Annotated in this window: 24 protein-coding genes; 10 read left to right on the forward strand and 14 right to left on the reverse strand. The window is 66.1% G+C overall.

The window, feature by feature from the left end; translation table 11 throughout:
- Positions 1-115: 115 nt before the first annotated feature.
- From L1F31_RS09690 to L1F31_RS09705, 4 genes are all read right to left on the reverse strand, one after another.
- A complete protein-coding gene (locus tag L1F31_RS09690) occupies positions 116-3,577 on the reverse strand; it encodes an error-prone DNA polymerase (protein ID WP_265417099.1) in 3,462 nt (1,153 codons plus the stop codon).
- 83 nt (positions 3,578-3,660) lie between these two features.
- The gene (locus L1F31_RS09695) at positions 3,661-5,349 is read right to left on the reverse strand and encodes a DNA polymerase Y family protein (protein ID WP_265417100.1); all 1,689 of its coding nucleotides are present in this window, start codon (positions 5,347-5,349) and stop codon (positions 3,661-3,663) included.
- Between the two features lies 1 nt (position 5,350).
- Positions 5,351-6,160, reverse strand: coding sequence for a porin (locus L1F31_RS09700; RefSeq protein ID WP_265417101.1), 810 nt, complete (start codon positions 6,158-6,160; stop codon positions 5,351-5,353).
- Between the two features lie 39 nt (positions 6,161-6,199).
- On the reverse strand, positions 6,200-7,855 hold the full coding sequence (locus L1F31_RS09705) for an HNH endonuclease signature motif containing protein (RefSeq protein WP_265417102.1): 1,656 nt from the start codon (positions 7,853-7,855) through the stop codon (positions 6,200-6,202).
- Between the two features lie 247 nt (positions 7,856-8,102).
- Here L1F31_RS09705 and L1F31_RS09710 point away from each other — a divergent pair, with 247 nt between their 5' ends.
- From L1F31_RS09710 to L1F31_RS09725, 4 genes are all read left to right on the forward strand, one after another.
- On the forward strand, positions 8,103-8,369 hold the full coding sequence (locus L1F31_RS09710; protein WP_265417103.1) for a hypothetical protein: 267 nt from the start codon (positions 8,103-8,105) through the stop codon (positions 8,367-8,369).
- On the forward strand, positions 8,306-8,779 hold the full coding sequence (locus L1F31_RS09715) for a class I SAM-dependent methyltransferase (protein ID WP_265420419.1): 474 nt from the start codon (positions 8,306-8,308) through the stop codon (positions 8,777-8,779). The genes L1F31_RS09710 and L1F31_RS09715 overlap by 64 nt, the downstream gene beginning before the upstream one ends.
- 90 nt (positions 8,780-8,869) lie before the next feature.
- Positions 8,870-9,334 (forward strand): tRNA (cytidine(34)-2'-O)-methyltransferase, encoded by a 465-nt coding sequence (locus tag L1F31_RS09720; protein WP_265417104.1) that lies wholly within the window; start codon positions 8,870-8,872, stop codon positions 9,332-9,334.
- A 45-nt stretch (positions 9,335-9,379) separates the two neighbouring features.
- On the forward strand, positions 9,380-10,204 hold the full coding sequence (locus tag L1F31_RS09725) for a PfkB family carbohydrate kinase (protein ID WP_265417105.1): 825 nt from the start codon (positions 9,380-9,382) through the stop codon (positions 10,202-10,204).
- A gap of 258 nt (positions 10,205-10,462) precedes the next feature.
- On the opposite strand, the gene L1F31_RS09730 is transcribed toward L1F31_RS09725, so the two are convergent.
- Positions 10,463-10,717, reverse strand: coding sequence for a type B 50S ribosomal protein L31 (locus L1F31_RS09730; RefSeq protein WP_009375892.1), 255 nt, complete (start codon positions 10,715-10,717; stop codon positions 10,463-10,465).
- 177 nt (positions 10,718-10,894) lie between these two features.
- On the opposite strand from L1F31_RS09730, the gene L1F31_RS09735 reads away from it, so the two are divergent.
- Positions 10,895-11,446 carry a YbaK/EbsC family protein gene (locus L1F31_RS09735; RefSeq protein ID WP_265417106.1) on the forward strand — a complete coding sequence of 184 codons (552 nt, stop codon included), beginning with the start codon at positions 10,895-10,897 and terminating at the stop codon, positions 11,444-11,446.
- A gap of 128 nt (positions 11,447-11,574) precedes the next feature.
- Here the strand turns inward: L1F31_RS09735 and L1F31_RS09740 are convergent, their stop codons facing one another.
- From L1F31_RS09740 to L1F31_RS09755, 4 genes are all read right to left on the reverse strand, one after another.
- The gene (locus tag L1F31_RS09740) at positions 11,575-12,345 is read right to left on the reverse strand and encodes a phosphatase (protein ID WP_265417107.1); all 771 of its coding nucleotides are present in this window, start codon (positions 12,343-12,345) and stop codon (positions 11,575-11,577) included.
- A gap of 115 nt (positions 12,346-12,460) precedes the next feature.
- Positions 12,461-13,354, reverse strand: coding sequence for a TrmH family RNA methyltransferase (locus L1F31_RS09745; RefSeq protein WP_265417108.1), 894 nt, complete (start codon positions 13,352-13,354; stop codon positions 12,461-12,463).
- A complete protein-coding gene (locus L1F31_RS09750) occupies positions 13,351-14,187 on the reverse strand; it encodes a sulfite exporter TauE/SafE family protein (RefSeq protein WP_265417109.1) in 837 nt (278 codons plus the stop codon). The genes L1F31_RS09745 and L1F31_RS09750 overlap by 4 nt, the downstream gene beginning before the upstream one ends.
- A gap of 2 nt (positions 14,188-14,189) precedes the next feature.
- Entirely contained in the window at positions 14,190-14,975 is a 786-nt protein-coding gene (locus L1F31_RS09755) for an ABC transporter ATP-binding protein (protein WP_265417110.1), read from the reverse strand.
- Positions 14,976-15,019: 44 nt separating this feature from the next.
- On the opposite strand from L1F31_RS09755, the gene L1F31_RS09760 reads away from it, so the two are divergent.
- Positions 15,020-15,754, forward strand: a complete 735-nt coding sequence (locus L1F31_RS09760) for a hypothetical protein (protein ID WP_265417111.1) — start codon at positions 15,020-15,022, stop codon at positions 15,752-15,754.
- Positions 15,751-16,428 (forward strand): phosphoserine phosphatase SerB, encoded by a 678-nt coding sequence (serB, locus tag L1F31_RS09765; protein WP_265417112.1) that lies wholly within the window; start codon positions 15,751-15,753, stop codon positions 16,426-16,428. Before L1F31_RS09760 ends, serB begins: the two co-directional genes overlap by 4 nt.
- Before the next feature lie 131 nt (positions 16,429-16,559).
- Here the strand turns inward: serB and L1F31_RS09770 are convergent, their stop codons facing one another.
- The 3 genes from L1F31_RS09770 to L1F31_RS09780 all read right to left on the reverse strand — a co-directional run bounded on the left by L1F31_RS09770 (position 16,560) and on the right by L1F31_RS09780 (position 18,702).
- On the reverse strand, positions 16,560-17,066 hold the full coding sequence (locus L1F31_RS09770) for a SixA phosphatase family protein (protein WP_265417113.1): 507 nt from the start codon (positions 17,064-17,066) through the stop codon (positions 16,560-16,562).
- A gap of 8 nt (positions 17,067-17,074) precedes the next feature.
- A complete protein-coding gene (gene fabI / locus L1F31_RS09775) occupies positions 17,075-17,833 on the reverse strand; it encodes an enoyl-ACP reductase FabI (RefSeq protein WP_265417114.1) in 759 nt (252 codons plus the stop codon).
- 158 nt (positions 17,834-17,991) lie between these two features.
- Complete coding sequence (locus L1F31_RS09780) at positions 17,992-18,702, reverse strand: beta-ketoacyl-ACP reductase (RefSeq protein WP_265417115.1); 711 nt, start codon at positions 18,700-18,702, stop codon at positions 17,992-17,994.
- Between the two features lie 100 nt (positions 18,703-18,802).
- On the opposite strand from L1F31_RS09780, the gene L1F31_RS09785 reads away from it, so the two are divergent.
- From L1F31_RS09785 to L1F31_RS09795, 3 genes are read left to right on the forward strand one after another with little or no spacing between them, the layout of a single operon-like run.
- Entirely contained in the window at positions 18,803-19,378 is a 576-nt protein-coding gene (locus L1F31_RS09785) for a DUF3099 domain-containing protein (RefSeq protein ID WP_265417116.1), read from the forward strand.
- The gene (locus tag L1F31_RS09790) at positions 19,375-19,590 is read left to right on the forward strand and encodes a hypothetical protein (protein WP_265417117.1); all 216 of its coding nucleotides are present in this window, start codon (positions 19,375-19,377) and stop codon (positions 19,588-19,590) included. The genes L1F31_RS09785 and L1F31_RS09790 overlap by 4 nt, the downstream gene beginning before the upstream one ends.
- Complete coding sequence (locus tag L1F31_RS09795) at positions 19,587-20,489, forward strand: SURF1 family cytochrome oxidase biogenesis protein (protein ID WP_265417118.1); 903 nt, start codon at positions 19,587-19,589, stop codon at positions 20,487-20,489. The genes L1F31_RS09790 and L1F31_RS09795 overlap by 4 nt, the downstream gene beginning before the upstream one ends.
- Before the next feature lie 45 nt (positions 20,490-20,534).
- On the opposite strand, the gene L1F31_RS09800 is transcribed toward L1F31_RS09795, so the two are convergent.
- A complete protein-coding gene (locus L1F31_RS09800) occupies positions 20,535-22,133 on the reverse strand; it encodes an ABC-F family ATP-binding cassette domain-containing protein (protein ID WP_265417119.1) in 1,599 nt (532 codons plus the stop codon).
- Positions 22,130-22,858, reverse strand: a complete 729-nt coding sequence (locus L1F31_RS09805; protein WP_265417120.1) for a ribonuclease H family protein — start codon at positions 22,856-22,858, stop codon at positions 22,130-22,132. The genes L1F31_RS09800 and L1F31_RS09805 overlap by 4 nt, the downstream gene beginning before the upstream one ends.
- Between the last annotated feature and the right edge of the window lie 177 nt (positions 22,859-23,035).

Consider the following 23,035-nt stretch of genomic DNA (forward strand, 5'->3'; position numbering starts at 1 on the left):
CGCGGCGATCCGTCACCGACGAACGTGGCAGATCGTCACACGGCCCGGTCGGTCGCATACTGACGTGCAGTCAGTCGTCTGTCGTCTGTCGGAGGTGCAGAGTCGGCGTGCAGGGTCAGCGGAAGTTGCGCGCCTTCGTCGGCAGCTGCACCTCGAGCGGGATGAGTTTGTGCGCGTAGAGGCTCACGACGTCTCCCCCGCGCTGGATGAGCCCGGTGACGACGAGGGCGTTGCGGGAGGTCGCGACCGTGCGGAAGCGCTTCATCAGCCCGGCCGTGGCGACGACATTGAGCATCCCGAATTCGTCCTCGAGGTTGATGAAGGTGATCCCCGAGGCGGTGGCCGGGCGCTGCCGGTGGGTGACGATCGCGGCCACCGTCATCCGGGTCCCGTCCGCAGCGCGCGCCGCGTCCGCGGTCGAGGAGTATCCGCGTGCGGTCAGCTGCTCGCGCATCATCTGCGTGGGGTAGCCGTCGACGGTGATCCCGGTGGAGAAGAGCTCGGCCAGGGTGACGTCGAAGGCGTCCATGGCCGGCAGGGTCGGCGCCGAGTCCACGCTCGCCGTCCCCGGCAGCAGCCCCGGATGGGCTCCGGCGACTCCCCCGGCCAGCCACAGGGCCTGCCGCCGGTCGAGGTCGAATCCGGCCAGAGCCCCGGCCGTGGCCAGGGATTCCAAGGCCTGTTTGCCGATTCCCGTGCGTTCGGCCAGATCCGCCACCGAGGTGAAGGCCGCGGATTCGCGTTCGCTCACGATCACCTCGGCGAAGGTGCCGACATGCGCGACCGTGTCCAGTCCCAGACGGATCCCCAGCTCCCCCGCCGAGGCGGTCGTCGCTTCCCCGTCCCCCACCGAGGCGGTCGTTCCCTCCCCATCCCCCGCCGAGGTGGTTGCACCTTCCCCGCCGTCCCCCGCCGAGGTGGTCGTTTCCTCGGCTCCGACCCGTTCGAGGTCGGTCGCGGCCTGCGAATAGCGGATGTCGACGGGCAGGATCTTCACCCCGTGCCGGCGGGCATCGGCGATGAGCGACTGCGGGGAGTAGAAGCCCATCGGCTGGCTGCGCAGCAGTCCCGCGGTGAAGGCCGCGTGGTGGTGGTATTTGAACCAGGCGGACTGATAGACGAGGTTCGCGAAGCTGATGGCGTGCGATTCGGGGAACCCGTAGTTCGCGAATGCGGCGATGGTCGCGAAGATCGCCTCGGCGGTATCGTCGTCGACTCCGCGCTCACGGGCACCTGCACGGAACTTCTCTGCCAGTTCGGCCATCCGCTTCTCCGATCGGCGTGAGCCCATGGCCTGTCGCAGACGGTCGGCATCGGCTCCGGTGAACCCGCCGACGTCGATGGCCATCTGCATCAGCTGCTCTTGGAACAGCGGCACCCCGCAGGTCTTCGACAAGGACTTCTCGAGCAGCGGGTGGAGGTATTCGACAGTATCGAGGCCCTGCCTTCTGCGGATGTAGGGGTGGACGGATCCGCCCTGGATCGGTCCCGGCCGGATGAGTGCGACCTGCACGGCCAGGTCGTAGAACGTCTCGGGTCGCAGGCGGGGCAGGGTCGCCAGCTGAGCGCGGGATTCGACCTGGAAGACTCCGACGGCATCGGCGCGGCAGAGCATCTCGTAGACGGCTTCATCCGTGTCGTCGATCTCTGCCCGGTCGATGAGGACACCGGTGTGGCGGTGGACGAGACCGACCATCTCGTGCAGGGCGGTGAGCATGCCGAGGCCGAGCAGGTCGAACTTCACCAGTTCCATCGCCGCGCAGTCGTCTTTGTCCCACTGCACCACGGTGCGGTGGCCCATTGTGGCCTTCTCGATCGGCACCACTTCGCCGATGGCGCGGTCGGCTAGGATCATGCCGCCGGAGTGGATGCCCAAGTGCCGGGGTGAGCCGAGCAGATCCCCGGCGATCCGGAGCACCGGGGCGGGCACCGGCGAATCGGCGGCATCGGGCAGGCTCGACCACCGGTTGCTCGCCTTCGAGAACGCATCCTGCTGTCCGGGCGCGTAGCCTAGGCTGAAGGCCGCATCCCGGATCGCCGATTTCGCCCGGTAGGTGATGACATTGGCGACCTGGGCGGCCCGGTCCCGGCCGAAATGGTCGTAGACGTATTGGATGACCTCTTCGCGGCGGCCCGATTCGATGTCGATGTCGATATCCGGGTACCCCTTGCGGTCCGGGGACAGGAACCGGTCGAAGAGCAGCCCGTGTTTGACCGCATCGACGGCGGTGATGCCGAGCACGAAGCAGACTGCGGAGTTCGCCGCCGAGCCCCGCCCCTGGCAGAAGATCCCCATATGACGGCAGAACTCGGTGATGTCGAAGACGATGAGGAAGTATCCGCAGAAGCCCAGCTGCGCGATCATGTCCATCTCCCGATCCAGCTGCTCCCACGCTCTCGGGTTCTCGGCTCTGGTCCCGTAGCGGTGCCGGCCGCGTTCGGCGACGAGACCGCGCAGATAGGCCTCCCCATCGCTGTCATCGGGCATCGGCGCCTTCGGCAGATCGGGGCGGGCCGAGGACAGGACGAAGGAGCATTCCCTCCCGATCCGCACCGCGTTCTCCAAGGCCTCACGCGGGAACCTTGCGGCCATCTCCTCGCCGGTGTGGATGCGGGCGCTCGCCGTCGCCGGCAGCCATCCGGTCAGCTCGTCGAGGGAGAGCCGAGCACGCACCGAGGCTCTCACCTGCGCGGACTTCCATCCGGCGCGGGTGGCGAAGTGGACGGCGTTGCTGGCCACGATCGGCAGATGCGTACGCTTCGCCAGATCGCCGAGGTGGCGCAGCCTCTCGTCATCATCCGGGGTTCCGTCCCGGCTGAGTTCGACGGCGACTCGGTCGGTGCCGAAGAGCGCGATGAGTTCGCGCAGCGCACCGAGCCCTCCGTCATCATCGCCCAGGGCTCGTCGCAGCGGTCCCTTGCGGCAGCCGGTGAGGATCATCCAGTCCCCGTCCATCGCCGCCAGCTCTGCGATGTCGAAGACGGGGCGGTTCTTCTCCCCGCGCAGGTTCGCCTCGGTGATGGCTTGGGAGAGTTCGTGGTAGCCGTCGACGCTGCGGGCGAGGACGAGCAGGTGTGTGGCATCGGGATCGGTCTGGCCGGGGATCTTCTCAGCCAACCCGATGGACAGTTCGGAGCCGAACACGGTGGGAAGTCCCGCCTCGGCGGCGGCATGGGCGAAGCGGACCGCACCGTAGAGACCGTTGTGGTCGGTCAGCGCCAGAGAGGTCAGTCCGGCTGCGGCACCGGCGGTCACGAGCTCTTCGGGTTCGGACGCCCCGTCGAGGAAGCTGAATTGGGAATGCACATGCAGCTCCGCCCACTCCACGGTCGTCCGCAGCAGCGTCGGTCCGTGACCCGGTTCCTGTCCGATTCCGTCGGTCGCGGGGGCCTGATAGCGGCCTGGTCCGTCCGAGCCGCCGGGTCCGACGGAGACCTGGTAGCGGTCGGGGCGGGAGAACGCCGGCGCGTCGGAGCCGTCGGCATGTTTGTCGACAGCCGGTCTGTCGACCTCGCCTTTGCCTTCGAGCCGGCGGGCGAGCTTCGACCAGGGTGTGCGCGGGTTCGAGAATCCCATCAGGTTCTCCTCCTCTCAGGTGCGGTCGGTGGTCAGCTGCGGTCAGTGGTCAGCGGTAGCCGGTGGGCAGCAGTGATCAATGGTCAGCGGTAGCGTCCGGTGAGATACCACTGGCCGTGCTCCTTGCTCAGCAGCAGGGCACGACCGGTATCGGTGACCACCTGCAGCCGGGTCCGGTAGACCGCGCGTTCGGGGTCCCACCATCCGGATTCGATGGGCCAGGAGCCGGAGTAGTCGGTGATGGTCTCGGTCCGTCCGGTGGGGAACCTGATCGTCGTCGGTGCCGCTCCCAGCCCCGAGGGTCGTGCTTCCACCGGGGTCCCGTCGGCGGCGAGCACGTCGACGGCCGAATGCTCGACGGTCGTCGGCCTGGGAGCATGCAGGGCACCCGGCCAGGGCGCGGTGGGGCTGCGTTCGGGCACAGCCTTCTGCTGCCACGGGGTCCACAGATTCGTCTCGGCAGGATCCCAACCGCCCTGGATCCCGGGAACCAGGACGGAGTCGGGGCCGAACAGTCCCTGCAGACGTTCGAGCGTATGGCTGATCTGGCCGGTGTTCTCTTCGAACAGGCTCCGTGTGGCACCGATCGGAGTGGTCAGCTCCGCTGCGATGAGGCGCAGCGCGATGATGCCGTCCTCGGAGAAGTCCTCGACGTCGGGGGCCGGGTCATCGATGGCATCGAGGCTCTGCGGATCGTCGGCGCCTGCAGACTCACCGTCGTTCCGGTGTCGTCCCCGGACCGAGGCACCACTGCGGGGCGAAGACGCTGCCGACCGACCGGAACCGGCCAACCAGCCTTCTGCCTGCCAGCGCAGTCGATCCGCGATCGTATTCTCCTGCATGTCTTCGATCCGCCAGGTCCGGGTCGAGGACTTTCCGCCTGCGGCGTCGAGTTCGATCGTGATCTGAGTGCAGATCAGCCCCTGCCTGCGCACCTTGGCCAGCAGTTCGGCACCGAGCTGGCGTGCCAGGAACCCGAGGGTGTCGCTGCGGGTCGTCGGGGTGTCCAGGCCGAGCTCGACCGCGGGCTCCTCTCCGCGGACATGATCGGCCGGCAGTGTGCCTTCCTTGCCGGAGGCCAGATCATGCACATGCCGTCCGAAGGTCCCGAAGCGTGCGTTCACGTCCTTGGCCTCGAGTCGAGCCAGGTCACCGAGGCTGTGCAGCCCCAGCTGCCAGAAGACCTCGATCAGCCCGGTCGCCTCGGGTCCGGCGTATTCCAAGGTGGTGATCGGTTGGGCGGCCAGGAAGTCGACGGTCTCACCGGGAGCGACTCTGCGAGTCTGTCCGGCGGCGAGGACCGCGGCGAACACCGTGTCGGCGATGCCGGGGAAGAACTCCCACCCGGTCTCGGCCACAAGCGCGGAGACCAAGGCTTCGACAGCTGCGGCTTCGTCACGGTAGCCGTGCTTGAGCGAATCGAGCGGGATCGCCAGTGTGCCCGGGCTGAGCAGGGTGAACCGGGCGACGAGGTCCTCGAGAGCTCCGACTCCGGCGCTGAAGTGGCGATTGTCCACGTCTTCGTCCCAGACCACGACCCGAGCTTCCGGGCAGCGGAACCCGACGGCTCGCTTGTTGTTTCCCACGGCGACTCCGGCCGAGCGGGCCGGGGCGTTGGCGGCGATGACCTTGCCTCCGTGGAGGACGGCGACCGGGCGACCCGGGCCGATTTGGTGTTCGGCTGCAGCGGCTACCGCAGGCCAGTCGGGGACGGTGAGGACGAGAGTGCGCCGAACCTCAGCCGGTGCCCTCGCCTCATCTGGTGTCCTCACCTCAGCCGGCATGGCTGATCACCTGCCGCAGATGTGTGATCGTCTTCCAACGAGGATCGTCCTCGACCGACTCCGTTTTCGTCGACTCTGCGTTCTTCGGCCCCGTATTCGTCGGCTCTGCGCTCGCCGCCGGCTCGGGAGCCGGCGCAGGTGCGGCCTGCGTCCCCGCGGGGACGCCGGTGAGAGCGGGAGCTGCGGCGGGGGTGCCGCTCGGCCCCGGCAGCAGGAAGCGGTGGATGCCTGTCTGTGAGCGAGCCCGAACAAGGCAGGACTGCAGGCGACCGCGACCGCGATCGGCACCGGACCACTGTGTGTCTGTGATCTCGATCTGCTCCGTGCTGCCGGACAGGGGCCGGAGGCTGATGAGGCTCATTCGCCGTTCTCTGACCTTGGCCAGGAGTCGAGCCCGCTCCGAGGCGCTGGGAGCGAATCCGGGATCGACGAGGATGATGTCGAAGGATTCGATGAGGATCGAGACCACACGCAGCCAGTCCTCGCCGGGAGTGGCCAGGTTGACGAAATGGTCGAGGTCGACACCGAGGTCGGCGATCGAGGACACCGCAGGTTCGCCGAGCCCGATGCCGGCACACCATTTCTGTTCGCGCGTTGCCGCAGCGGTCGTCGCCAGGGCACAGCTCAGAGACAGCTCACCGGTGACGGTGACGAGCTCACCCCGCGGCAGCCCACCATGGCGGAACAGCGGAGAGAGCACCGGATCGACCGGATGAGGTGCGATCCGGTCGAACAGAGCCGTGGCCGTGGAGATCCCCATCTCCCGGCTGAGCTGTTCGACGACTGGTGCTGCTGACATGACATCCATTATCGAACTGGTGTTCTAAATTGGCAAGATTCAGGCAGCTGCATTCTTCTCCCGGGCGTGTTGCCGTTCGGCTTCGAACATCCAGTCGATGCAGAGCCCCAGGTGAAAGCCGTAGCCACCGCCGGTGGTGCCCGGATCAGCATCGGCCGTGGCCTTCTTGATCTCGGCGACCTCGATCGCGGTGTTGAACATCCTGCGACCGGCCACTCGGCTCTCCAGCGGCAGCAGCTGAGCGCCGTCGGGCAGGTGGAAGGTGAAAGCGGCAGCCCCGCGCATCGCTCCGGCGAAGTCGGCGTCGGTGCGTTCGATGCGCAGCTGATACTTGTGCACCACGGTGTGATGCCGGCGGCAGAGCAGGATGAGATTGTCCATATCGGTCGCCCCGCCCTGCGACCAGGGACGAATATGGTGGGCATCGCATCGCCTGCGGGTGCGGCAGCCGGGGAACTGGCAGCAGACATCGCGCACACTCAGGGCCAGTCGCTGCCGCCTGCTCACCAGGCGCTTCGATCGCCCGAGCATCAGGACGTCGCCTCCGGAGTCCTTGATCACCCCGCTGATGAGCGCCTCGCAGCTCAGGCGCTCTGCCGTCGCCGCGGTGATGCCGCCGAATCCTTCGATCCGGCAGGTCGTGTCCGCCCGCCCTTCCGGCGTCCCTGCGGGGACGTCTTCCTCGACCACGGTCGCTGCCCCCGCGGGAACGCCGGTTCCGGTTTCCGTCCCCGCGGGGACGCCGGTTTCGGTCGCGGGTCTCGCGGGGATGCTCACCATCGGGGGTTCAAAAGCCGGGGCGGCTTCCACGGTGGCGCCGCTGCGGGTGATCACCTCGGCGGAAGCATGGACGAGCAGGCGGGCACGGTCGGCATCGACCGAACCGGCAGGTGCGGCACGAGGGAAGGCACGGATGATCTCCATCAGACACATCGCTTGAGAGACCGGCTCATACGGCGCTTCCTCAGTGCCGCCGGTCTTGCCCTCGACACCATTTTCGGCTCCATCCCCTGCGTCGACTTCTGCCGCCTCACTTACGGGACGTTCGAGAACCTGACGGGCGGCGTCGATCATCGTGGCGATCTCCGCCGCCTCGTCCTCCTCAAGTTCGATCGTGATGCGAGTCCGCCCCGGCCCCACCTGACGCATGCTCACGCTGTCCTGAGCCAGAAACAGCGGGAACGGTCCGTTGTCGATCTTGCCAGCCAGCTGCTGGTAGTTCTGGGAAATCCGGCTGATCTGGCTACCGGTGGCAAGAGTCGCCAGACGCAGCGCCTCATCATCGCCGATCCGCTCCCCCAGCCGGGTCACTTCCCGCACCTTCGAGAAGCTGATGTCACCGTCTGCCAGGCCCTTCTTCACCTTCGGCATCTCTCGCAGCGCCGCCGTCACGCGGACGTATTCGCGTGCCGTGTGCATGGTCACCGACGCCACATGCATCACCCATTCGGTCAGAGTCTTCACTCCGACCCATTCCGCCCACAGCCCCCGCCGTTCGACCTCATCGATGAGGGCGATGACACGCGCATGACAGAAGGAGATGCACGAGATGTTGCGCTGGATAGCGGTCACGATCTGCGCACAGGTGAGAGTGCTGAGGTCCACATCGACCTCGGCACCTCCATAGTCCTTCGGGTCGACGCTCAGCCCGTCGAATTCTGCGGACTTCGTATCAATCGGCTTGTCGTCTCTCATAGCTCCGCCCTTCCGAGACCTCTCAGGCCCTCCGGTCCGGCGATCCCCATGACCACCAACCGTGCCATCACTCTAGGCGTCGGCACTGACACGAGAACTCCATCGACGAAGCTCTGTGAATCCAGAACGTGATCTGGATTCGATTGAGTTTCGTTTATGCAGGTGACCGCGCCGAACCACGCCGGCCCGGCGGAACGTCGGATTCCTCGATCCGGTCGTGTCAGCACCGACGGGTAAGGTGAAAGCCATGACCGATGGCAGCGACGAGATGCCTGTGCGTGAGGCGTCCACACGTGATTCCTATGATGCGATCTCGCAGCCCTACACGGACTGGATCGCCGATGAGCTCACTGCGAAACCGCATACCGGGCCGTCCTCGGGGCTTTCTCCGAACTCGTTCTCGGCACCGGATCGGCCGAGGTCCTCGACATCGGCTGCGGTCCCGGACGCATCACGTCATTCCTCGCCGCTCTCGGACTCATCCCACGCGGTCTCGACCTCTCACCTGCCATGATCGGTCTCGCCCAGGGCCTCTATCCGAAACTCGGCTTCGACGTCGGGACGATGACCGCCCTGCCCTATGCCGATGACTCGTTCGCCGGTCTCGTCGCGTGGTATTCGACCATCCACGTCCCCGATGATGCACTGTCTCTCACCTTCGCCGAGGCGGCCCGTGTCCTCCGTCCGGGCGGTTGGTTCCAGCTGGCATTCCAGCTCGGCGACCGAGTCGATCATGTCTCCGATCTCGCCGGACTCCCGGTCGATCTCGATTTCCACCGTCGCTCGATCGAGGCGGTCCTCTCCGCTCTCGAACCGCACGGCTTCGCTCCGGCCACGCGCCTCGAACGCGAACCCGACCGGATCGGACGCTTTCCGGAGGCGAGCCGGCAGGGATATCTGCTCGTGCGCAGTGAGGGCCGGTGATCATGGTCACCGCACCGGAGGAGCAGCCGCCGCGAAAGTGCCATCGCGGTGTCTGACCAGCGGGCCGCGGGGTGAGAAGATGAGAGGGATATGAACATCGACATCGTCTTCCACACTCCAGAGATCCCCGGCAACACCGGCAATGCCATCAGGCTCGCCGCTGTCACGGGTGCCCACCTCCACCTCGTCGAACCCCTCGGATTCGACCTCTCCGATGCGAAGCTGCGCAGGGCAGGGCTCGACTACCACGACCTCGCCCACGTCAGCGTCCATTCCTCACTGGCGGATCTGTGGGACCGCCTCGGCGACCGTCGGGTGATCGCGTTCACCACGCATACGGAGAATTCCTTCGCCGAGGTGGACTACCAGGACGGCGATGTCCTCCTGTTCGGTCGCGAGTCGACGGGCCTGCCGGACTCGGTCGTCGACGACGAGCACGTGGACATGTCCGTGCGCATCCCGATGCTGCCGGCCCGGCGCTCTCTCAACCTGGCCAACTCGGCTTCGATCGCCATCTACGAGGCCTGGCGGCAGCAGGGATACGCAGGGGCCTGAACCCGCGTAGACTTCTTCGCGAACGCTTTACCTGAAAGGACCATCATGACTGCAAAAGTGCTCACCGTCGCAGGCTCCGACGTTTCCGGAGGAGCAGGGCTGGAAGCCGATCTCAAGATGTTCGACGAGTACGGCGCCTTCGGCACTGCCGTCGTCACCTGCATCGTCACGTTCGACCCCGATGACGGGTTCGCACACGTCTTGGAGTTCATCGAGCCCGAGGTCGTCAACAGGCAGCTCGAGTCGACTCTGGCGGTCCACGAGTTCACTGCCATCAAGTCCGGCATGCTCGGCTCCGTCGAATCGGCTCTGGTCCTCGCCGAGGAGCTCAAGTCCAATGAGCTGCCCTACGTCTTCGACCCCGTGCTCGTGTGCAAGGGTGCAGGCACCATGGTCGATCTCAAGGATCTCTTCGTCGAGAACCTCGTGCCTCTGGCCACGGTCGTGACCCCGAACCTCGAGGAAGCCGCCACCTTGGCCGGGATCGACCCCATCGATTCCGTCGAGGGCATGGTCGAGGCCGCGAAGATCATCCATGGCCAGGGCGCGAAGTACGTCGTCGTCAAGGGCGGTGCCCGTCTGGCAGGCGACGATGCGATCGATATCCTCTTCGACGGTGCGACGGTGACGACTCTGCGTTCGCGCAAGGTCAATGACAAACTCGTCAACGGCGCCGGCTGTTCCTTCGCATCCTCGATCGCGGCGGGTCTCGCGACCGGACTCGACATCAAGGACGCCGTCGTCTCTGCCAAGGAGAAGGTCGCGCACGGCATCGCGAACTGCCTCGACAACGCCACAGGCGTCGCATCGCTCTACCACCCGGCAGCCCGGGTGAGCCCCTCCCCCGAGGTCTCGGTCACTGTCGACTGATCCTGTTCTGGATGGGTTGCGTCCCCGCGGTGACGCAACCCATTTCCTTCGCGCAGGGGCATCAGCGCATATGGTCACGTCCCCGCGGGGACATAAGCGCGACCTGATGCGTGCGTCCCCGCGGGGACGTCACACGACACGCAGATGTCCTGCCGGCGGCAGGGCACCAGAAGACAGGACTGCAGACACAGCAGACTGCCCCGCACACCGAAATGGTGTGCGGGGCAGTCTGAGTGAAACTGTGCGGGACGCGCAGGCTCAGCGCTTGCCGAAGCCCTTGTAGCGGTCCTTGAACTTCTCCACGCGGCCGGCGGAGTCGAGGATGCGCTGCTTGCCCGTGTAGAACGGGTGCGAAGCGGACGAGATCTCGACGTCGATCACGGGGTAGGTGTTGCCGTCTTCCCACTCGATGGTCTTATCGCTCTTGGCGGTGGAGCGGGTGAGGAACTTGGTGCCGGAAGCCAGATCGTTGAACACGATCGGCGCGTATTCCGGGTGGATGTCCTTCTTCATATTCTTACCTCTGCTGAATTCTTTCAGGCGCCTGATATGGGTCCGACCCATCTGCCAGTGCCCGAATTCGTCTGCTGGACACGCTTCGAACCGTAGGAACCGGACACGAAGCGACAGCCCAGTCTAACCGATGGGCGAGAACAAAGCGATTCGACACTCATCTCCTACACTGTGGCCATGACCACCAAGGAACGACTCTCCACGCAGTTCACCCTCCAACCCGCATCGACCGCGCCCGAGCTCATGGCCGAATCCACCGCCGAGGCGCTGCCGACGATCTCCGGCGACGTCGAGGTCTTCGCCATCGATCCGCAGATCGCGGACACCGCAGCACTCCTCGACGCCACTGATCTGCCCCCGGCGACCTCGGCGAACTGCGTCCTCGTCGCCGGATCTCGATCCGGCGAAGAGCGCATCGCGGCGTGCATGGTGCTGGCGAACACCCGCGCCGACGTCAACAAGCGGGTGAAGAAGCTCCTCGACGTGCGCAAGGCGTCATTCCTGCCCTTGGAACGGGCCGTCAGCGAGTCCGGGATGGAGTACGGCGGCATCGGCCCGATCGGGCTGCCGGAGAACTATCGGGTGCTCATCGATTCCCGGGTCGCCGAGGCAGAAGAGCTCATCATCGGATCCGGGATCCGCGGGTCGAAGCTGCTCCTGACCGGGGCCGCGCTTGCGTCCCTGCCCGGCGCCGAGGTGGTCGAAGGCTTGGCCAACGACATCGACTGAGTCCTGACTCGGGTCAGATCCCCGCCAGCACGGCGCAGTGCGCCACCTTCGCGCGGTCAGGCGCCGTCTCGGCGAAGTGTGCCACCTTCGCGAAGTCCCGTACGACCTCAGCGAAGTCCCGTACGACCTCAGCGAAGTCCCGCGCGACCGATGACGTAGTCGATGAGCGGGGCGTAGAGGTTGGGCACCACATCATCGTCCAAGGGAATGGTGGCCTCGATCTGCCCTTGCGCCTCGGCGACGAAGAGCGCCGGATCGTTGCAGTCGGCATAGCCGATAGTCCGCAGGCCCCGACTCGAGGCGGCGCCGGCCCACCCGTGGTCGGCGACGACGAGTTCCGGCGCCGACCCTCCTCGGGCAGCGAAGTCGTTGAGCAGCGCATGCATCGGTTCGGCCAGGTGGGTGTGCGGGCTGCCGCCGTGCTGGTGCCAGGTCCACACATTGTGGATCTGGCGGACGTCGCCGCCGATCTCGGGTACCGGGATGAAGTGGTCGCGGACGTCGATGACAGCGCCAGCGGCCTTCGCGGCAGCGGCGATGGCCATGTGCACGGGCAGCAGTCCTGCCGGGTGTCCGGTGGCGAAGAGGATCCGACCGCCTGCGCGGGAGACCTGGCCGACCGCCTCGGCGAGCTTGTCCAGGGCTTCTATGCACCTGTCGGTGGAGATCGTGTCCACACCTTCGACGAACTCAGGATCGGGCCGCAGACCGGCACGGTCGACCATCAGGGCGAACACCGAGTCATAGTCCCAGTCGCGGGTGAGGTCGACTCCGAAGTCGAACTGCCGTTCCTGGTTGAGGAACCGATGGATGTGGGAGAGGTTGTTCTCCCGCGGTGTCGCGACCTCTCCGGTGATGCGTCCGGCTTCAAGGGCATGGGCTAAGGTGCTGCGGTCCACTGATCTCCTCATTCGGGGCTTTCGGAGCCGGGTTCGGCTCGACTCAACTCTATCCACCCGAGGTGAACGTCTATCCACCTGAGGTGAACTCGGAGGAACACGCCACCGGCGACCGTCACTCTTCCTGCAGGGCGAAGCAGGTCACCGCCGAGGCGGCTGCGACGTTGAGGGAGTCCACTCCCCCGCTCATGGGGATCATCACCGTCGAATCGCAGGCGGCGATCGTCGATCGTTTGAGTCCCTCGCCTTCGGTGCCGAAGACGACAGCGGTGCGTTCCGGTGCCGAGGCAGCGAAGTTGCGCAGCCCCACCGAATCGTCGTCCAGGGCGAGTGCGGCCACATGGAAGCCCGCGTCGTGCAGGGCAGAGATCCCGGCAGGCCACGGGTCGATGCGCGTCCACGGCACCTGGAACACCGTGCCCATGGACACACGGATCGACCGGCGGTAGAGCGGGTCGGCACAGCGCGGGGTCACGAGCACGGCGTCGACGCCGAACGCGGCGGCGGAGCGGAAGATCGCGCCCACGTTCGTGTGGTCGACGATGTCTTCGATGACGACGATGCGGCGGGCGTCAGCGACCAGGGCAGCGGGATCGGGAAGTGCCGGTCGGCCCATAGCGGCCAGAGCGCCTCGGTGGAGGTGGAATCCGGTGAGCGATTCGACGGCTGAATCCGTGCCGATGAAGATCGGCACATCGTTGGTCGCGATGACATCGGCGAGGTCGAACAGCCACTTCGGGCTGGTCAGATACGACCGCGGCGCCATCCCCGCAGCGTGCGCACGGCGGATGATCTTCGAGGACTCGGCGATGAAGAGGCCCTCGGCCGGTTCGCGGACGCTGCGCAGCGCCACATCGGTCAGCTGCGTGTAATCGTGCATCTCGGCCAGACCGCCGCCGGCCAGATCCGCTTCATCGAAGAAGCGCAGACGCTCGGCGTCGATCCCGAGCTCGGCCGCACGGTCGATGACCTGCTGCCTCGTCAGCGGAGCCTTTGCCGGGGTGTTCACAGCGTGACGATCCTCCAGATCGCGACGAGGCCGAGGATGACGATGATCGTGCGCAGCAGCACCGGAGAGAAGCGACGACCGATCCGCGCACCGAAGTACCCGCCGATGAGTGATCCCACCGCGATGCAGATGACGGCGATCCAGTTGATCCGGTCGTGGCCGACGATGATGTACGTGCTCGCCGAAACCGTGTTGACGACGAGGACGAGGACGTTCTTCAGTCCGTTGAGACGCTGCAGATCATCGGGCAGCAGCAGACCCAGCAGGGCGATGAGGATGATGCCCTGGGCTGCGGCGAAGTACCCGCCGTAGATCGCGGTGAGGAAGACGACGAGGAGGACAGCCAGGTACCGGCCGGTGGAGAGTCGGTCCCCCACCGAGGCGGTCTTGTGTTCGATCCCGGCGGCTTCGGCGCGACGCAGCGAGCGGTTCTTCAAGTACCGGGACAGATACGGCTGCCCGACGACCATGATGAGCGCCACGACGAGGAGGACCGGCACGATCGTCTCGAACGCGTCCTCGGGCAGATGCAGAAGCAGATACGCCCCGGTCAGAGACCCCAGGAGTGAGGCGGGAACGAATCCGAGGATCCGCTTCCACTGGCCGCGCAGCTCCTCACGGTAGCCGAAGGACGACGCAATGTTGCCGGGGATGAGCCCGACCGCGTTGCTCATCGTCGACACCACCGGCGGAACGCCGAAGGCCACGAGAGCCGGAAACGTGATGAGCGTGCCGGAGCCGACGACGGCGTTGATGCCGCCGGCACCGATTCCGGCCAGGACGATCAGTGCGATCTGCCACGGTTCGAGGCTGAGACTCGAGAGAAACTCCATGCTCAGCGGGCGGAGCGCGCGTGGTAGCGCTGACCGTCGCGGCTGAGCTTGACGTCGATGCCGAAGGTTGCGGCGAGGTTCTCAGCCGTCAGCGTCTCTTCGATCGGACCGGCGGCCAGATCGGTGCCCTCCGACAGCAGCAGCACGTGGGTGATGCCCGCCGGAATCTCCTCGACGTGGTGAGTGACCATGATCGTGGCCGGGGCCCACTTCGAGGCCAGGATCTCCGACAATGCGTCGAGGAGCTCCTCACGACCGCCGAAATCGAGTCCCGAGGCAGGTTCGTCGAGCAGCAGAAGCTCAGGATCGGTCATGAGCGCGCGAGCGATCTGCACGCGTTTGCGCTCGCCCTCGGACAGGGTGCCGAAGCTGCGGTCGGCGAAGTCAGTGATGTGGAAGGCCGCGAGCAGGTCATAGGCCCGATCGATATCGGCCTGCTCGTACTCCTCGACCCAGCGACCGGTGACGCCGTAGGCAGCGGTGAGCACAGTGTCGAGGACCGCCTCGGAGCGAGGGATGCGACTGGCCAGCGCGTTCGAGGCATAGCCGATGCGCGGACGCAGCTCGAACACGTCGACTCGCCCCAGCTGCTCCTCGAGGATGCCGACGGTGCCCGTCGTCGGATGCATGCGTCCGGCGGCGAGTTCGAGCAGGGTCGTCTTGCCGGCGCCGTTGGGTCCGAGCACAGCCCAGTGCTCGCCCTCGGCGACGGTCAGCGAGAAATCGTCGAGGAGGAAATTCGACCCCCGGCGCACGGACACGGAATCCAAATTCAGGACATCACTCATATCCTCAGACTCTATCGCAGGCGAGCCGTCTATTCTGGTTCGACATGGACCTCACGACCGACTCACTGCTGCTGACTCTGGCGATCAATCATCGCCTGCGCTCGACCCTCGCCCCTGACGAGGTCACCTCCGCGTTCCTCGACGATGATCGTGATGTTCCTCTCATCGTCGCCGATGAGGTCTTCGACACGTCCGTTCCCACCGGTCTTCTGCTATTCATCGCCGAGGCGGCCGCCGCCGGAATCACGCATGCGCGCTTGGCGCTGCACCATCCGTCCCTGCCGCATACCACTCCCCCGGTCGAAAAGGACGCCCGGACGAAGGTCGGCCGGCACACCGCCCCCGTGATCCTCCATCGCGGTGACGAGCAGGCCGCGATCGCCCTCATCGGCGCCGAGGCGAACGTCGAGGTCATCGCCTGCCGCCCCACCCTGTTCCGTCCTGTCACCGTCGGCACCTCCGCCGAGGCGCTGCGGCGGCTGCGTCTGCTGGTGATGGAGGGTCTGGGCCTCATCGAGACCCTCGTCGTCCCCGAGGAATGGCGGCAGGGTCCGTGGCGGGACTGGCAGGAGGAGCTGTCGACGACGCACCCGATCTCCCGGCTCATCCCCACCGAGGCCGATTCCCGCGCGATCTACGCAGCGCTCGACATCCATCACCGACTGCGGACGGTGCTGGCTCCGGCTACCGTGGCACCGCCGGAGTTCGGGGCACTGCTGTCTCAGCTGCACCCCGCGGCCGCGGACTACATCATGGCTGTGGCTACGATGAAGGGGTGAATGAGACCGCAGAGGCCCCGCCCGCCGATTTCCCCGTCCGACTGCTCGTCATGGACGTCGATTCGACGTTCATCAACGAGGAGGTCATCGACCTCATCGCCGCTCACGCCGGAGTCGGCGACCAGGTCGCCGATATCACCGAACGTGCTATGGCCGGTGAACTCGACTTCGCCGCGTCCTTGGCCGAACGCGTCGAACTGTTGGCCGGCCTGCCCGAGACCGTGCTCGATGAGGTGCGGGAGCAGATCACGCTCACCGAGGGGGCCCGCGAGCTCGTCGCAGCGGTCCATTCCGCAGGGGGCCGGGTTGCGCTCGTCTCCGGCGGATTCACCGCGATCATCGCTCCCGTGGCCGCCGAGCTCGGCATCACCGACGTCTTCGCCAACGGGCTCGAGGTCACCGACGGCCATCTGACCGGACGCACGAGCGGTCGCGTCATCGATCCCGGAGCGAAGGCAGAGATCTTCGAGGACCTGCTCGCCGCCGGAGGGTGCGATCGTGCTGAGAGTGTGGCGATCGGCGACGGCGCCAATGACATCGGGATGATCGAAGCCGCCGGTCTCGGCATCGCCTTCTGTGCGAAGCCGGCCCTCGTCGCGGCCGCCGATGCCGCCGTGTCGACAAGAGACCTGCGCGAAGTCATCACCATCGTCACCAGCCGCACAGGCGTCTGAACCGCACCTGCGCCCCTGACCTGCAGATATGACTGTGGCCCTCCGAAACGATTCGGAGGGCCACAGCCATCAGTCGCGACGGTATCAGTCACGCCTGCGCAGTGCAGGCTGGTTCACACGCCGCGGAAGACTCACACGCCGTGGAAGACCCGGATCTGCGGTGCCGGGTATGCTCCCGGCTCCACGTCCCAGCTCTCGAGGTCGAAGACAGCGATCGAGGAGGGACGGAACGGATCGGGAACCCCGCCTTCCGGGTTGAGGTGGCCGACCACCTCGGCGACGGTGGGCTGGTGGCCGACGATATAGGCGCACTGGGCGTCCGCGGGGATCGAATTGATCGCATCGATCCAATCGGCGACCTCACCGGCGTAGAGGGACTCGTCCTCACGCAGGCTCAGCACGCCGGGTTCGTCGAGCGATCCGCCGTGTGCCCGGTTGACTGCTTCGACGACGGCCTGGCCGGTCTGCACGGTGCGCCGAGCCGCCGAGGCGATGGCCACATCCGGTGACCATCGCTCGGCGATCTCCGCCCCGGCCTCGACCGCTTGGGCCAGCCCTTTGGGATCGAGGGACCGTTCGAAGTCGGTGGGACCGTGCGCTTCCGCCTTCGCATGGCGGGCGAGGATGAGCACTGGCATGTGCGGTCTCAGGCGCCGGTGGAGTGGAAGCCGCCGTCGACGTGGACCATCTCGCCGGTCGTGGCGGGGAACCAGTCTGAGAGCAGGGCGACGATGGCCTTGCCTGCCGGCGTGGTGTCCTTCTGATCCCAACCCAGCGGTGCGCGGTCGCCCCACATGTCTTCCAGGGTGCCGAAGCCGGGGATGGAAGTGGCAGCGGTGGTCTTCAGCGGTCCGGCCGAGACGAGGTTGACGCGCACTCCGTCCTCGCCGACGTACTTGGCGAGGTAGCGGGCGGTCGACTCGAAGGCGGCCTTGGCCACACCCATCCAGTCGTAGACGGGCCAGGAGATGGTCGCATCGAAGGTGAGGCCGACGACGCCGGCACCCTTGTTGAGCACGGGCTTGGCGGCCACGGTGATCGCCTTGAGCGAGTAGGCGGAGACCTGGAGGGCTGCGGACACCGACTCCCAGGGAGTGTCGAGGAAGACGCCGCCGAGGGCGTCCTTCGGGGCGAAGGCGATGGCGTGGACGATGCCGTCGATGTTGCCGCCGAGGCGCTCGGGCAGAGCCGCGAGGTCCTCTTCATTGGTGGCGTCGAGTTCGATGACGTTCGGGGTCTCGGGCAGGCGTTCGGCGATGACCTGGGTGATCTTCATCTGCCGACCGAAGCTGGAGAGGATGACCTCGGCTCCCTGCTCCTGCGCGATGCGGGCGGCGGCGAAGGCGATCGAGGCCTCGGTGAGCACGCCGGTGACGAGAATGCGCTTTCCGTCAAGAATTCCCATGGTGATCCTTTCGAAGAAGGGGTGATTGCGTGTGGCTGACACCGCTGAGGGCGGGGTCTCTGTTCTGAAGTCTACGGGCTGTGACGCGGCGAGGCCGCATCGAACGGGTTCCGGGCCCGGTCAGGACCTGGATTCAGTGGCCCGGCCGGGACCTGGTCTCAGTGACCCATCCCGAGGCCGCCGTCGACGGGGATGACGGCACCGGAGATGTAGGCGGCTTCATCGGAGGCCACCCAGCGGACGACCTTGGCGACTTCGGCGGGTTCGGCGAAGCGCTTGGCCGGGATCGTCGACAGGTACTCGTTCTGCTGCTTCTCGCTGAGTTCGTCGGTCATGTCCGTGCGGATGAAACCGGGCGCGACGACGTTGGCGGTGATGCCGCGGGAGCCGAGCTCACGGGTGATGGAGCGGGCGAGGCCGACGAGGCCGGCCTTCGACGCCGAGTAGTTCGCCTGCCCGGGCACGCCGTAGAGGCCGGAGACCGAGGAGATGAAGACGATGCGGCCGGACTTAGCACGGATCATTCCGGTGATGGCGCGCTTGACGGTGCGGAACGAGCCGGTGAGGTTGGTGTCGAGGACGGACTCGAATTCCTCGTCCTTCATCCGCATAAGCAGGTTGTCGGCGGTGATACCCGCATTGGCGATGACGACCTCGACGGGCCCGAGCTTCTCCTCGATCTCGGAGAACGCGCGGTCGACGGATTCGGTGTCGGTGACGTCGGCGGACACGGCCAGCGCCCCTTCGGGTGCCTCACCGTTGCGGGAGGTGACGGCCACTCGATCACCCTGAGCGATGAACTCCTCGGCGATGGTGCGGCCGATGCCGCGATTGCCGCCGGTGACGAGGACGGTGCGTGGTTCTGACACGTGTGACTCCTGTTGATCGACTGTCTTCTGCAAACCTATCGTGGACAAACCTATCCTGTCCTTTGGCCGATGGATATGACTTTCACAAAGGACGAGTATCATGTTTGGCAGTCATCGATCGAAGAAGGATATGGTCAAGCACTCTCAGCAGATCACTACGGCAGACACCGCCCTTGATGATGATATGAGGTCTCGGATCATCAAGTATTCGATCACCATGGGCATCAGGACGGCCTGCTTCGTGGCCGCCTATTTCGCTTTCGCCGCCGACCGCCACATCCTCATGTGGATCTGCGTGGCCGGCGCCGTGATTCTGCCGTACCCTGCTGTCATCTTCGCCAACGCCGGTCGCGAACGCACCACCGATGAACCGTCGACCCTGCTCGACCAGGCTCCGTTGGCGCAGCTGCCTCCCGCACGGGGCGAGACGATCGGTGAGGACGGCACGGTCACCGACACCGTCGCCGGTGAGACCGTCGACGACCCAGACCCGGAAGCGGCGACCGATCACGAAGGGACGACCGACGAACACGCCGCGGCCGAGGACCACGCGACCGCAGCCGAGGACCACGGAACCGCAGCCGGCGAAACCATCGCCGGAGAGACGATCGACGACCACGAGACCGTGGCCGGAGAGACGATCGATGACCACGAGGACAGGGGTGAGAACGCATGAGCGACGAACAGCTGCAGTGTTCGGCCAAGGGCTGCCGCGCCACGGCGACCCGAGCGATCCTGTGGAACAATCCGCGGGTGCACGCTCCCGACCGGAAGAAGACCTGGTTGGCCTGCGCCGAGCATCTCGACTACCTGCGCGACTTCCTCACACTGCGCGACTTCTATCTCAGTGACGTATCCATCGACGACATCCCGGAGGACGCCGGTTGAGCCGCTATTCCTTCCTCTTCACCGCACGCTGGCTCAAGTACATCGCCATGGCGATCATCGTCGTCATCGCCTGCGTGTTCCTCGCCCTCTGGCAGAAGGACCGCCGCGATCAGCGCGAGCAGGAGATCGCCACGATCACCGCGAACTATTCGGCCGACCCCGTGGCCCTCGATTCGGTGCTCACGAACCCTGATGCGACGCTGGCGACCACCGAGGAGTGGACGCAGGTGGAGATGCGCGGGACGTTCGCCGACGGTGACACGGTGCTCGCCCGCAACCGCACTGTCAACGACACCCCGGGCTTCTACGTCGTGACTCCGCTCGAACTCGCCGACGGAACGAAGATCGCCGTGGTCAGGGGCTTCACCTCCGAAAAAGACGAAGTGCCGGCGGCCCCGAGCGGGGAGCAGACCGTCGTCGCACATCTGCGGCCGGCTCAGGACGGGTCCGAAGATGACAACCCGCAGGGCATGATCAGAGCCATCGACCCGGCCCGGATACCCGGAATGGATGACGCCTACTCCCACGTCTATGCCGAGGCCTCATCTGTCGGCTCAGAGGGCGCCATCGAGGACAGGCTGACGCCGCTGCCGATGCCCGAACTCGATCCCGGCAACCATCTGTCCTATATGCTCCAGTGGTTCGCGTTCGGGATCATGATCATCATCGCCGTGTGGATCTCCGCCCGCAGAGAACGCAAGGCAGCCGCCGAGGCGGCGGCGCGCGGAGGTCAGGAGAACGAATTCGTCGTCATCGACAAGGCCGCGCTCGACGCCGGTGCGAAGATCAGTCAGCCGGGAAGCCGGTACGGCCGCAACCGGTTCGCTTCCCCCGGGGTCCACGGACAGGCCGAAGCCGATGAGGACGCGCTGTTCGAGGAACGGTTCCGCTCCCGGTGAACCGCACCCCGGCCTGAGGTGAGGCGCCTCAGGCCGGAGTCACGCTCAGGCCAGAGTCACGAGGTCGAGGTAGGAGTCGTTCCACAGGTCCTCGTCGCCGTCGGGCAGCAGCAGCACCCGATCCGGGTCGAGCGCGGATACTGCCCCCTCATCGTGGGTGACGAGCACGATCGCGCCCTCATAGCGGCGGATGGCTGAGAGGATCTCCTCACGCGAAGCCGGGTCGAGGTTGTTCGTCGGCTCATCGAGCAGAAGCACATTCGCACTCGAGACGACGAGTGTTGCCAGGGCGAGACGCGTCTTCTCACCACCGGAGAGCACTCCGGCGGGCTTGTGCACATCATCGCCAGAGAACAGGAACGAACCCAGCACATTGCGCACGGCCGTATCGTTCAGGTGCGGTGAGTTGCTGGCCATGTTCTCCAGCACGGTCCGGTCCAGGTCGAGGGTCTCGTGCTCCTGCGCGTAGTAGCCGAGCTTGAGCCCATGGCCGGGCACGACCTCACCCGAATCGGGGTCGTCGAGTCCGGCGAGCAGCCGCAGCAGCGTCGTCTTACCCGCACCGTTGTAGCCGAGGATGACGACGCGAGTGCCCTTGTCGATCGCGAGATCGACGCCGGTGAACACCTCGGTCGAGCCGAAGCTGCGGGACAGACCTTCAGCGGTCAGCGGCACCCGCCCGCAGTCAGCCGGGGCCGGGAAGCGCAGATTCGCGACCTTCTCGGTGGCGCGTTCGTCCTCGAGCCCGGCGAGCATCCGTTCGGCACGCTTGGCCATCTGCTGGGCGGCCACGGTCTTCGTCGCCTTGGCCATCATCTTGTTCGCCTGAGCGTTGAGCGCGGCGGCCTTCTTCTCCGCGTTCGCGCGTTCGCGGCGGCGGCGACGCTCATCGTCCTCACGCTGTTTGAGGTAGAGACGGTAGCCCATCGAATAGATGTCGATGGTCTGTCGGGTGGCGTCGAGGAAGAACACCTTGTTGACGACTTCGTCGATGAGATCGAGGTCGTGGCTGATGATGACCAATCCCCCGGAGTACGCCTTGAGGTGGTCGCGCAGCCACAGCACGGACTCGGCGTCGAGGTGGTTCGTCGGCTCATCGAGGATCATCGTATCCGGAGCCGAGAACAGGATTCGGGCCAATTCGACACGACGGCGCTGACCGCCGGAGAGGGTTCCGATCTCCTGGTTGATGAGCGTTTCGTCGAGACCGAGATTCGCGGCGATCGCGAAGGCCTCGGATTCGGCGGCGTACCCGCCGGCGGCGATGAACTCGGCTTCGATGCGCGGATAGCGGTCGATGGCCTTCGTCGCCACCTTCTCATCCGGTGACGCCATCTGCCGCTCGGCTTTGCGCAGGCGCTTGACGAGGACGTCGAGTTCGCGGGCCGAGAGGATGCGCTCCATGCCGGTGGCCTCGAGGTCCCCGCTGCGCGGATCCTGCGGCAGGTACCCCACGGTTCCGGAGACCGACACGGAGCCTGCGGCGGCCGGGTGTCTGCCCATGATGACCTTTGTCAGGGTGGTTTTGCCTGCACCGTTGCGGCCGACGAGACCGACACGGTCTCCTTTGTCCACGCGGAAGGACACCTCGGACATGAGAGTGCGGGCGCCGACGGCGACTTCGAGGCCGGAGGCCTGAATCATTCTGTCTCCAAACTGCGGCCGATGAGTTCGGCCAGGAATTCTTGCGGGTGGACGCCGCGGGCCTTCGCCCTGGCGACGAGTTCGTCTGCGATATGAGTGGGTACGCGGGTCGAGACGACGGTCGTCGCAGACCCATCACCGGCACTGCTGGAACCGGCATCGGCAGCCACGGTGGAAGCCGACCCCGCGTCTTCGGCCTCTGACGCGGCTGCGTCAGCGGATCCGGATGCTGCGGCGGGCGCGAGAGCCTCGGGCGTCCCCGCGGGGACGTATCCGGGGCCCTCGGGCACGGCGGTGCCCTTCTGGTAGGCGGTTGCAGCGGCGCGGGCACGGTCGTCGGCGGCCTCGTTCATTGCATGGTTGCTGTGGCCCTTGACCCATTCGAACTCGACGTCGCGGCCCTTGAGCGCCGCATCGAGGAGTTCGAGAAGATCCTTGTTGAGGACCTCCATGCCGTCGGCTTTCTTCCAGCCCTTGCGCTTCCAGCCGGGCATCCATTTGGTCAGCGCGTTGATGACGTATTGGGAATCGCAGAACACCTTGAGATCTTCATCGGCATCGGCCGTCGAGTTGAGGAGGTCGAGCACGGCCATGAGCTCACCGCGGTTGTTCGTCGCATTCTTCCACCCGCCGGCGTGCCAGCAGTCGTCGTCGATGTACCAGGCCCACCCGGCCGGGCCGGGGTTGCCGAGCGCGGAGCCGTCGGCGGCAGCGATGATCGTCAATGGTTCTCCTTGGAAAGTCGGCTTCCATTCTTTCACGCCGCACCCGAACTCGACGTCCGCGGGTCGGTGATCTCCATGACCCCGGCACAGACAGATCGCCGAGGCGGGAGTGACCTTCTCGGGTCACCCCACCTCGGCGATCTGTTCGTCTGCGTCCCCGCGGGGACGCTTCGCTCA

It is taken from the genome of Brevibacterium spongiae (assembly GCF_026168515.1).
Taxonomy (GTDB): domain Bacteria; phylum Actinomycetota; class Actinomycetes; order Actinomycetales; family Brevibacteriaceae; genus Brevibacterium; species Brevibacterium spongiae.